This window comes from Deferribacterota bacterium, assembly GCA_034189185.1.
Taxonomy (GTDB): domain Bacteria; phylum Chrysiogenota; class Deferribacteres; order Deferribacterales; family UBA228; genus UBA228.
In genome coordinates this window covers 1-11,267 of the sequence record JAXHVM010000058.1, presented here as the reverse complement: position 1 = coordinate 11,267, position 11,267 = coordinate 1, and the positions used below count along the sequence as shown (strand labels likewise).

11 protein-coding genes and 1 tRNA gene are annotated in these 11,267 nt (G+C 31.0%); 1 reads left to right on the top strand and 11 read right to left on the bottom strand.

Features of this window, described 5'->3' with window-relative positions; all coding sequences use genetic code 11:
* Positions 1-66: 66 nt before the first annotated feature.
* From SVN78_05605 to SVN78_05555, 11 genes are all read right to left on the bottom strand, one after another.
* On the bottom strand, positions 67-537 hold the full coding sequence (locus tag SVN78_05605) for a tRNA (cytidine(34)-2'-O)-methyltransferase (GenBank protein MDY6821077.1): 471 nt from the start codon (positions 535-537) through the stop codon (positions 67-69).
* Between the two features lie 3 nt (positions 538-540).
* Positions 541-924 (bottom strand): ribosome silencing factor, encoded by a 384-nt coding sequence (gene rsfS / locus SVN78_05600; GenBank protein ID MDY6821076.1) that lies wholly within the window; start codon positions 922-924, stop codon positions 541-543.
* Entirely contained in the window at positions 924-1,562 is a 639-nt protein-coding gene (gene nadD, locus SVN78_05595) for a nicotinate-nucleotide adenylyltransferase (protein MDY6821075.1), read from the bottom strand. The genes rsfS and nadD overlap by 1 nt, the downstream gene beginning before the upstream one ends.
* A gap of 2 nt (positions 1,563-1,564) precedes the next feature.
* On the bottom strand, positions 1,565-2,806 hold the full coding sequence (locus tag SVN78_05590; protein MDY6821074.1) for a glutamate-5-semialdehyde dehydrogenase: 1,242 nt from the start codon (positions 2,804-2,806) through the stop codon (positions 1,565-1,567).
* Entirely contained in the window at positions 2,793-3,944 is a 1,152-nt protein-coding gene (gene proB / locus SVN78_05585) for a glutamate 5-kinase (GenBank protein MDY6821073.1), read from the bottom strand. Before proB ends, SVN78_05590 begins: the two co-directional genes overlap by 14 nt.
* Positions 3,945-3,952: 8 nt before the next feature.
* Positions 3,953-4,025 (bottom strand) — tRNA-Gln (locus SVN78_05580).
* Between the two features lie 58 nt (positions 4,026-4,083).
* Positions 4,084-4,575, bottom strand: coding sequence for a BCAM0308 family protein (locus tag SVN78_05575; protein MDY6821072.1), 492 nt, complete (start codon positions 4,573-4,575; stop codon positions 4,084-4,086).
* Positions 4,576-4,969: 394 nt separating this feature from the next.
* On the bottom strand, positions 4,970-5,935 hold the full coding sequence (locus tag SVN78_05570) for a hypothetical protein (protein MDY6821071.1): 966 nt from the start codon (positions 5,933-5,935) through the stop codon (positions 4,970-4,972).
* Positions 5,922-6,170: a hypothetical protein gene (locus tag SVN78_05565; GenBank protein MDY6821070.1), complete on the bottom strand. Its 249-nt coding sequence runs from the start codon at positions 6,168-6,170 to the stop codon at positions 5,922-5,924. The genes SVN78_05570 and SVN78_05565 overlap by 14 nt, the downstream gene beginning before the upstream one ends.
* A 115-nt stretch (positions 6,171-6,285) precedes the next feature.
* Entirely contained in the window at positions 6,286-7,851 is a 1,566-nt protein-coding gene (locus tag SVN78_05560) for a hydantoinase B/oxoprolinase family protein (GenBank protein ID MDY6821069.1), read from the bottom strand.
* A gap of 2 nt (positions 7,852-7,853) precedes the next feature.
* On the bottom strand, positions 7,854-9,848 hold the full coding sequence (locus SVN78_05555; protein ID MDY6821068.1) for a hydantoinase/oxoprolinase family protein: 1,995 nt from the start codon (positions 9,846-9,848) through the stop codon (positions 7,854-7,856).
* 47 nt (positions 9,849-9,895) lie between these two features.
* On the opposite strand from SVN78_05555, the gene SVN78_05550 reads away from it, so the two are divergent.
* A complete protein-coding gene (locus SVN78_05550) occupies positions 9,896-11,218 on the top strand; it encodes a hypothetical protein (GenBank protein MDY6821067.1) in 1,323 nt (440 codons plus the stop codon).
* Positions 11,219-11,267: the final 49 nt, after the last annotated feature.

The following is an 11,267-nucleotide window of genomic DNA, read 5'->3' as shown; positions in this document are numbered from 1 at the left end:
ATATTATTTGCCTTTAAATAACGCCTTAAACTCTCCTTTAAAGAAGAAATAGTATATTCATAATATCTAGCAGAATCCATAGAAACTAGACTTCTCTAATAAACTGTAAACCACAATTGCTACGGCATTTGATAGGTTTAAGCATCTAATATTTTTTTTCATTGGTATTCTATATAAAGTATTTGAAAAATCATTATATATATCTTCTGGCAAGCCAACATCCTCATTACCAAATATCAAAAGGTTTTCCTTATTTGAACATAGAGGTATTTGATTATAGTATTTACCCCCCTTTGTTGATAAAAAAGCATATTGATAATCATCTTGTTTGTATTTTTCAAAGAAAGAATCTTTATTTTCAATAAATTCTACAACTGCCAAATCTCTATAGTCTAAAGACGCCCTTTTTAAATATTTGTTATTTAAGGAAAATCCAAGGGGGCCAATCAGTATTAACTTAATATCTGTGCATGCACACAATCTTATAATATTACCTGTGTTTTGTGGGATTAAAGGGTTAAATAGAACAACCTTCATAAATTAATAATTTCTTTTTGCTCTATTTAAAGGCTCATCTGTATATTCTTTATAATCAATTTTTTTACAATCCCCCCAAATAGATTCTAAACTATATTTTTCTCTTACTTCATAGCTCATAATATGTAAAATTATAAAACCAAAATCAATTGAAACCCAATTAGACCTCTTTTCTCCATCAATCTGATAAATTTTTGCCTGCCATTTATTAACATCCTTTAATATACTATTAATTATTGCATTTATATGTATTTCAGAGCTTGCTGTGCATATAACTAAATAATCAGCAATATATGAAACATCGCTAACTTGATATATAACTATATTTTCACTCTTTTTGTCCTCTAATAGATTGTACAGTTTTTTTAATATATACTCTTCCTTCATCACACCTCCTGATATAATCTATTTTTTTCTATATAATTATAAACCTCATCTGTTAAAAATTCTTTCATCTCTTTTCTCTTTAGCTTGTCTCTTATATCACTACTTGATATTGGTATTTCATCCATTTCATACAATATTATTTTTCCATATTTTTCATTTTTAAACTCCTCCTTATTAACTATTTTATTTTTTAAGATATTTGGAATTATGGCTAACATTTTATCAAAGGACATCTCTTTTCTGTTAACAACAATAAAATTAGCCAAATTAAAAAGCTCTAACCAGTTTTCCCACGTATTAATTGTTGCAAATATATCACTTCCACAAATAAATGATAATATGTCATTCTTATATTTTGATCTATAATATTCCAAAGTCTTATATGTATAAGATATACCACTATTCTTTAATTCAATATCTGAAACGGTAAAATTATATTTTAAATTCTTAACAGAAATTCTTACCATCTCATACCTTTTTTCTGGTGGCGTAGAACCAAGATTTTTATGGGGTGGAATCTTTGCGGGTATAAATATAAGCTCATCAAGCTTAAAATCCCTATAAACATTAATAGCTAACCTAATGTGACCGATATGAATAGGATTAAAAGTGCCTCCAAATAAACCAATATGTCTCAAAGCTAAGTCCTTATTTGGCCAGAGCCTAATACCATATATTTATATGTAGTTAAACCCTCTAAACCCATTGGACCTCTACAATGCAATTTCTGCGTAGAAATGCCCATCTCAGCCCCAAAACCGAACTCATACCCATCTGTAAACCTTGTAGATGCGTTAACATAAACGGCAGCTGAATCTACACCCTTTAAAAACTTCATTGCGTTTTCATAATTATCAGTAACTATGCTATCTGAATGATGGGAACCATATCTATTTATATGATCTATTGCCTCTTCTAAACCTTTGACAATTTTTATTGAAACAATTAAATCTAAGTACTCTTCTGACCAGTCTTTATCAGTTGCAGGTATTACATCACACAGCTTTTGCACTAAAGCACAACCTCTAACCTCAACGTTTAAGTCTTTATAGGTATTAACAATATCAATTATCAAATTACTACTAACATTCTCATCTATTAATAGTGTCTCCATTGCATTACAAACTGATGGTCTATTAACCTTTGCATTGATTGAAATGTCTTTTGCCATTTTATAATTACAATACCTATCTAAATACACATGACACACACCTTTATCATGCTTTACTACTGGTATAGTAGAATTATTGGTAACAAAATCAATCAGAGCACTTCCTCCCCTAGGTATAATTAAATCTATAAAATCATTTGCCTTTAAAAGTTCCTTTATATATGCCCTCTCAGGATCTTCTACATATAATATAGCATTTGAGTCTAAACCACAATTAGATAACGCTTGCTTTAATATTGACACAAATATCTTATTTGTATTAACACTTTCTTTACCACCTCTTAATACAGCTGCATTACCTGCTTTTATACACAATGCAGCAGCATCAATAGTAACATTGGGTCTAGACTCATATATGATACATATTACACCTACTGGTACCCTTGTCTTTAATATCTCAAGTCCATTTGGTCTTTTAAAACCTTTCTCAACAATATTTACTGGATCATCTAAATTAATGATCTTTTCTAAACTATCAATTATCGAATCAAGCCTCTTATCATTTAGAATAAGCCTATCAATAAGAGCTTTATTTAGGTTTGCTTTCTTTGCATTTTCCACATCCTTATTGTTTGCTTTATAAATCTCGTCTTTTTTTTGCTTTAACATATATGAGGTATCTTTTAAAAATTTGTCCTTTATAGAACTTTTTGCATTAGCTAATGCTGATTGTGCACACTTAGCTTTTTTTAATAATTCAAAGATCTCCATCTAAAGCTCCTTCAATATTTAATACCATATCATCCTTATGCACTACTTCATCACTATATTTATATCCTAAGATATTTGATATTTCACTACTTTTTACACCGGCTATCTTGCTTAGTTCTTGTGAGGAATATCTCACCTTTCCTCTTGCTATTTCAATACCGTTAATATCTACAATTGATATAACATCACCAATATTAAACCTTCCGCTAATTTCAACAACTCCACTTGATAAAAGGGATTTATTATGACTTATTAATGCATTAGCAGCTCCTTCATCAATCTTAACCTTACCCTTTATTATAGAACCATGAGCTAACCACATTTTCTTTAACCTAAAGCTATTTTTAGAAGTATAAAAATATGTCCCTATACTTTCTCCTTTTAAAAATCTCACAATGTTTCCTAAATCTCTACCATTAATTATACCTACATTGCAACCAAAAGAAAGAGCTTTTCTTGTAGCCAACAACTTAGATTTCATACCTCCTGTACCCATAGAACTTTTAGTGTTGCACTCAATCTCTCTTAAAATCTTTGAAACGGATCTAACATCTTTAATTACAAAGCCCCCCTTATCTTTTTGTGAAAATTTATTATATACCCCATCAACCTCTGTTAAGATAAGCAATAAGTCAGCCTCTATAAGCCCTGAAACCAAAGCACTTAAATGATCGTTATCACCAAAAGTTTCAACATACTTCAATTCATCTATAACAACAATATCATTTTCATTAATTATTGGTACAATACCATTTTCAAGCATTTTCATTAAACTATGCCTGATATTTAAAAATCTACGTTTATTTGCAAAATCATCCTTTGTAAACAGAACTTGTGCAACATTTATGTTATATTTTCTAAAGGCCTGCTCATAATTCCACATTAATCTAGCCTGACCAACACCAGCACAAATCTGCTTACCAACTATATCCTTCGGCCTCTTTTCAAGACGTAATATACTAATTCCTGCAGCAATCGCTCCAGAAGAAACTATAGTAATATAGGGAATTTCCTTTTTTAAAGAGGAAACAATCTCAGCTAATCTTTCTATATATTGATTATTAACTCCCTCACTACTAGCTATTAGGGAGCTTCCAATCTTTATGATTAATCTTTTAATAGATGGTAAATTTCTCATAGGTTAAACTGGGGTGCCAGGACTCGAACCTGGAAATAGCGGATCCAAAGTCCGCTGCCTTGCCACTTTGGCTACACCCCAATATTTTCTAGAGTTATATAATGTAATAACAAATTTTAAATGTCAACAATTAATTGCGTTATTCATCTCTACTCCAATAAACCCTAACAAAATGTTCTCCATCGGCCCATTTAATAGTAAAATTACCCTTACATGCACTATATACTACCTTTCCAATTCGATAAGCCAATCTATTATCAGTTGTATAAATTAATATTTTATCATCGCTAATATTCTCTATTTTTGCAATTCTATGAAGGGCATTCTTACTCCTCTGCCTCTTTTCTTCATTATTTACAATATTTAAAATCTCCTCTTTGTGCTCTTTTAAATATTTACCACTTAATTCTAATAGCCCTCCATAATATCTATCTTTTATCTTTCTACAAGCTGGACAAATAATTTTATTTTTTTTAAATTCATCAGAAGCATCTAATTTCCAGTTTTTATTGATATATACAATACCACATTCAGTGCAGTATGATCCATCATCAAAATTTTGTCTATATGGATCATCTTCATCTTCTGTAAATTTTATATAGGGTAGACTCTTTTTTCTTTTTCCTTTCATATCACCCCCCATCATTCTTTTTATTTACAAAATATAATTTTTCCTTAAGTAAACAAGATCTGTTGTAATATCTTTAATTAAATGATAAATTTTTATGATTAATTTTTTTATAATAAAAATGTTATTAGAAAATTACATTCAATATAACCATAACGTAAAGACCCCAAATCATACTCATCAATAGAGCCAAGTTTTTTACTTTAACTGTTTTCTTATCAATGATAAATATATTTAGATAGACAGCTATATTAATAAAGTCATTGTTTTTTTAATAAATATCTAGTCTTTATTAGCTAACAATAATGCTAATAAAGACTAATACTCATTTTTTGCTAGAGGTCTTTAGGTCCTATGAGTATACAGTAAATTTAAACTAAAGGTTGGGGTCAAATAATTAATATTCCTTAACATATAGATTCACTATAGTTTGGTTTAACAACCTATAAGCAATCTCACCAAATGTAGTTGGACCATCAACATGATTATCAATTGTGCTGTCCTCTAATCCCATATGTTGATAGTTTAATACACAATTACAAGAAAGGGCCGGCTTATATTTTATCCCTTTAAACAATGATCTATAATCACTAACGGGCTTTGCAAAATTATAGGTGGCACCTTTAAAAACTGGTGATATCATTATTACACTATCACTCTTAATTTGCGCAAAAGAGACATTCACTTTTGCACCAAAATCACTACATATGAGCGGAAACCTTAAATCTTTTTTATTGTCTTTCAAGTAACTTGCAAAATTCATAAGCTTATCATTTATATAAGCATCTTTTATAACATATCCAATTTCTTCAAATTTACACTCTACAGACGGGTCAGGCTCAAAGGGATCAACAATATCTATCTCTGCATATCTATCTTCTGGAAGCTCAATATGTAAAACGACAGCATCATCATGACTTACATGCTTTTGTAAACCGTCTAATACAATAGCCTTATCAACGCCTAGTGACTCCCACTTGACACCGGTGACAAATCCATACAGTGGTTTTGTAGCAAAATCTTCATAAAAGGGTAGATTTAGGGCTAATTCATTATGTGCTGCACCTTCATATGGCACTAAAATATAGCTAAAACCATGGCCAAAAGCATCTTTATAAATATTTTTTAAGGTATCTTTATTATATACATTAATCTTAAAGTTTTTTGCTACATCTGTTAAATCATCAACATATATTTTATCATCAGTTTTTATACCTTTCCCATCATTTATAAAATAATAAGACGAGCCTGCTATACAATTACCAGAGGGGAGCTTTTCTAATAACTCTTTTGCACCAGATAGCACCAATATCTTTTTTTGTTCAAGTAGCTTAATTGTTTCTTCTAGATTATACAGCTTCATTCATTTTCCTCCCATATATTTTTTCAAAATCCTTCCATAGGTTCGGCAACCTCTTATTCTTTTCCAAAAAATCATCTACTTTATCAACAAGCTTATTAATATCTGAATCAGCACCTAGATTAGTTTGAATGTGCAACTGCTGAAGGAATATTTTAAATGCAAATGATGATAACTCAACCTTTTTTTTACCTAAAATTAAATCTTTAGTAATTTCTCTTTCTCTACTTGTTAGCATCCCTAACCCACCATAAAATTTTTTAAAACATTTTAGTTAAAAGCTAAATTATTTTAATATTAATTACACATATGTCAATAATTAATATTAAATTTTTATTATTGTCTAGTGATTTTCAGTTAGATCCAAAACCACCACCACCTGGCGTCTCAATCCTAACCCTTGAACCTTTTTTTAGCTTTACATTAAATTTTGAGGGCATTTGCTTATAGGTGCCATTCTCAATTATAATATTTTTTCCTTCTAAACCCTCTTCTCCACCAAAAAGGCCATATGGTTTTAATCTTCTTCTCTCGGATAAAACAGTAAGCTCAGCATCTACCAAGGTTTTTATATCCCTTATTATACCATCACCGCCTTTAAACTTGCCTTTGCCACCAGAGCCTCTCCTTATACTATATTCAATAACTTGTAGCGGATAAGAAAACTCTAAGGCCTCAACCGGCGTATTTAATGTGTTTGTCATATGTGAGTGAACAGCTGATGCACCATTGTAGTCTTTAGCAGCACCCATACCACCACCTATTGTTTCATAGTAAGTAAAGGGTTCATTATTACGCCAATCTAGCCCTCCTATTGTTATATTGTTCATTGTTCCCTGGCTTGCAGCTGGAATATGATCGGGCATCACCTTTGATAATGCACCTAAAACAACATCAACAATTCTTTGGGAGGTCTCAACATTCCCTGCAGCAACTGCTGCTGGAAAATTACAGTCTACAATAGAGCCTTTTTCAGTTACCACCTTTATAGGTCTTAAACAACCTGCATTAGCAACAATATTTGTAGAAATCAATGATCTAAATACATATAATACAGCTGACAATGTAATTGAATAAACAGCATTAACATTACCTTGTACTTCCTTACTTGATTTTGTAAAATCTAATATAACATTATCTCTATCGATTTTAATAGAAACATCAATTTTTATATCCTTACTACCTTGACCATCATCATCTAAAAAATCATAAAAATTGTATAAACCATCCTTCATACTGTATATAAGATCTCTCATAATCTTTTCAGAATAGTCCATTAAATATTGTGCATACAATTTAGTAACTGATAGTGTATATTTCTGAATAAGCTCGTGCAGCCTTTTAGAGCCAACATTGTTGGCCATAAACTGAGCTGAGAAATCACCCTCTCTTTCCTTTTTTGTTCTAACATTGTTTAATATCAATGCCATTAATTTGTAATCGATTTCACCTTTTTCTACTATCTTTAATGGAGGGATAATAAGCCCCTCTTGAAAGATTTCTGTTGATAGTGGCATAGATCCAGATGACTTACCCCCAACATCTGAATGATGTGCTCTATTAGCCACAAAAAACTGTGGACCTTCCTCGCCCTTTATAAAAATAGGTGAAATTATGGTGATATCAGGTATATGTGTACCACCCTTATAGGGATCATTTAATATGACCATATCACCTTCACAAAAATCTATATTTTTAATAGCTGATTTGACTGATAAAGGCATAGAACCTAAATGTACTGGTATATGAGCAGCCTGTGCTATCATATCACCTTTTTCATCAAAAACAGCACAAGAGGAGTCTTTTCTCTCTTTAATATTTGGTGAAAAAGCTGTCCTGTATAAAACTGCACCCATCTCCTCAGCAATAGATATAAACCTGTTTTTGAATATCTCAAGTAGTATTGGATTTAATTCCATAATTAACTCTCCAACTCTAATATAACATTACCTATTTCATCAACAGAAGCTGTGCAAAATGGTGGTACTACTATTGTAGAGGTATGCTCAACAATTATTGCAGGTGGTTTTATCACATTACCATTTCTTAAATACTCTCTTTTATAAATATCTGTCTTTAAAGTCTTACCATCAAAAATTACATCTCTTTTACAGATTATAGCTCTATCATCTATCTTACTAAAAGTTTCTTCAGATCTTTCTAGCTTTAATTTCTCTCTCTTACCAATTGCCCGTAGTCTTATATTAACCACCTCAGTTTCCTTCCCTCTATTAGCATACCCATAAAGCCTCTCGTGCTCTTTGTGAAAAACATCGATAAAATTATCAACAAAAGGAACTGTTATCTCATATGATTGACCAACATATCTCATATCTAAGAATTTCTCTAATAAAATATCCTTCTCATCTATACCTTCAAATAACAGATCCTTTGTTGCCCTTTTGCACAAATCCTTTAACAAGTCTTTTAACTCATTTGTTTTTATTTCGTTTTCTTTTAACATCACTGTTTTAGAATAATCCTTTACAACATCAGCTAAAACCATACCTATTGCAGATAAAGTACCTGGGTTCTGTGGTATTAATACCCTTGGTATATTTAAGAGTTTTGCTAAAAAACAAGCATGCAACGCACCAGCTCCACCAAAAGTAAACAAGGTAAATTCTTTTGGGTCAAAACCTTTTTCAATGGTAATAACCCTTATTGCTTTCTCCATAACTGTATTAGATATTGAGATTACGCCTTCTGCTAACTCCCCTACATCTAAATTTGCCTTTTTGGCTAATTTTTCAAAGAAAGGATATAGTCTATGTTTATCCAATCTCATCTTGCCACCAAGAAAATAATCTGGTAGTAACCTATTTAAAAAACAGTTAGCATCTGTTACAGTTATTTCCTCACCCTTACCATAGCAAATAGGCCCTGGATCAGCTCCTGCACTGATAGGTCCAACCCTTAATGCACCTCCCTTGTCAATAAAGGCAATTGAACCACCACCAGCCCCAACCGTATGTATTGATATCATAGGGACTTTAATTGGGTACTCATCTATTTTTGATTCTGTTGTCAATATAGGCTCTTTATCTATTAGTGATACATCAGTTGAGGTTCCACCCATATCAAAGGTTATTAGTTTATCTATTCCCATAAACTTACCAATCTCATATGCCCCAATTACCCCGCCAGCTGGACCAGAAAGAACTGTTCTAACAGATTCATTAATTGCTGTATCTGCCGATATTATACCACCATTAGATTGCATTATACTAAAACCTTTTAAACCCATATTATCTTTTAAAAATTGCAAATATCTAGCTATCTTTGGTCCAACATAAGTGTTAACTACAGTTGTAGACATTCTCTCATATTCTCTAAATTCATTTAATATCTCACTAGATAGGCTATAATAGAAGCCACTTTTTTTTAATAATTCTCCTATTATCCTCTCATGCTTGTGTTCTTTAAAAGAAAACAATAGACAAACTGCAACAGACTCTATACCTTGGTTTATAAGTTCTTCTATAATATTCTCTACCTCTTGAGAATCTAGATCTTTTAAAATAGTCCCACTATAGTCAACCCTACATTTAACACCATATCTATGCTCTGGGCTAATCAAAGATTGGGTCTTTCTATATTTTAAATTGTATAACTGACTACGATTTTGTCTGCCTATATCAATTATATCTTCAAAGCCTTTATTGGTTATTAAAGCAGCCTTAGCACCTTTTTTCTCTAAAATCGCATTTGTTGCTACAGTAGAACCATGTATTAAAATAATATCTTTATTTTCTCCGGCTATAATATTTTTGCCTTCTATAACAACTTTACCTGGGTTTTTTGGATCCGATAATAATTTTAATACCCCCCATTTCCCATCTTTATAGTACACAAAATCAGTAAATGTACCACCTGTATCTACACCTATAACTATCATTAAAATATTGTTTATCACATTATTATAACATTGACAATTATTAAAATTATATATAAACACTAAATATGAGCAATAAAATACTCCTTAAGTTTTTCATCTTGGCTTTTTCAATACAATTAATAACTATTACACCTTTAAATGCTTATGCAACACAAAACAACAAAATTAATAATGAGATAGAATTTTTTTATAACAATTTAGATGATATATTCTACAAATATAGCAATGTTTTGGAAGGAACATCAGTTAAAATAGATACAAAGCTATTAAAAGAAAATTTAATGCGTATCAAAACTGCTATGCAACTGGGACTTATAGGTAATACTACAATTTCATTAGGGGATATAATTTCAATAACAATAGGAGATTTAAGTTTTTTACGATCAATGGCTTTATATGCTATAAATGGTACAGTGCTAGGGGCACTCTTAGGCGGGGGTATCACCCTTGCAATTGATGCTGGGGTTTCACTAATTGAGATAGCCACACTAGCTTTTTCTGGTGCTTTTCTATTTGGCATAGTAGGTGCAATGTTAGGTTTTATACCAGGGGCTATCATTATAGGTTTAATAGGTGCAGTAATTGGTGCTATATTTTTTGGGTTAGTTGGGGCTATCACTGGAGCTGTATTAGGTCTTATACCTTTTGTAGTAGCAATAATTACAGTACCGTTATTGTTTATATTAGGTGGTATCACAGGTTTATTTTTGGGTGGACTTACCTCTGGTTTGATTTCAGCAGTAGTAATAGGAGGACCTCTAGGTTCAATATTAGGGGGCATCCTCTTTGGTGCAGCAGGTTTAGGCGTAGGTGGCATTGGAGGTGCTCTGTTAGTAACTACTGAACAACTATTATTCTTACCTATTGTGTTATTACTAGCAGCAATTGGAGCAGTATTTGGTTTTTTCTCTGGGATACCTGCAGGTTTAATAATTTCTTTTTCTCAAGGGGATAGCAATAATGAAGAGGTTGAATTAGAAGATAATGAAGAGGCTGGAGGACAAGAAAACAATGAAAACAATAATGTAGAAGAAAATTTAAACTATCCACCACTGATAGATAACAGCACTCCTAGAGATTTAATCCTTCCACCCACAAACTATACAACTAATTCATATCAAGAAAAAACATTACAGTTTTTAAATAATGCTGAAAATTTATTTATTAGACACAAATTATTCACTAATAATAGTAATATTAGAAATTTACTATTTGACTTACTTTTCTTATATGATAATTCCTTTAAACAAAAAAATAATGACACTTTTAAAAAAATTAAAAAAATTATAACTGAAAATACTTTTGATTCAAAAAAATCGATAATGAATACAACTATAGAAATATTAAAGCTTTTGCCATTTCAAAATATTCAACAAGATAATTATTAATAATAATTCATACTAATAATAAACATAATTATAAATAATTATAAATATA

Coding starts and splice junctions, on each gene's coding strand:
- SVN78_05575 (MDY6821072.1), bottom strand. CDS start 4,575: ATGAAAGGAAAAAGAAAAAAGAGTCTACCCTATATAAAATTTACAGAA.
- rsfS (MDY6821076.1), bottom strand. CDS start 924: ATGAAGGAAGAGTATATATTAAAAAAACTGTACAATCTATTAGAGGAC.
- SVN78_05560 (MDY6821069.1), bottom strand. CDS start 7,851: ATGGAATTAAATCCAATACTACTTGAGATATTCAAAAACAGGTTTATA.
- proB (MDY6821073.1), bottom strand. CDS start 3,944: ATGAGAAATTTACCATCTATTAAAAGATTAATCATAAAGATTGGAAGC.
- SVN78_05550 (MDY6821067.1), top strand. CDS start 9,896: ATGAGCAATAAAATACTCCTTAAGTTTTTCATCTTGGCTTTTTCAATA.
- SVN78_05590 (MDY6821074.1), bottom strand. CDS start 2,806: ATGGAGATCTTTGAATTATTAAAAAAAGCTAAGTGTGCACAATCAGCA.
- SVN78_05605 (MDY6821077.1), bottom strand. CDS start 537: ATGAAGGTTGTTCTATTTAACCCTTTAATCCCACAAAACACAGGTAAT.
- SVN78_05565 (MDY6821070.1), bottom strand. CDS start 6,170: ATGCTAACAAGTAGAGAAAGAGAAATTACTAAAGATTTAATTTTAGGT.
- SVN78_05570 (MDY6821071.1), bottom strand. CDS start 5,935: ATGAAGCTGTATAATCTAGAAGAAACAATTAAGCTACTTGAACAAAAA.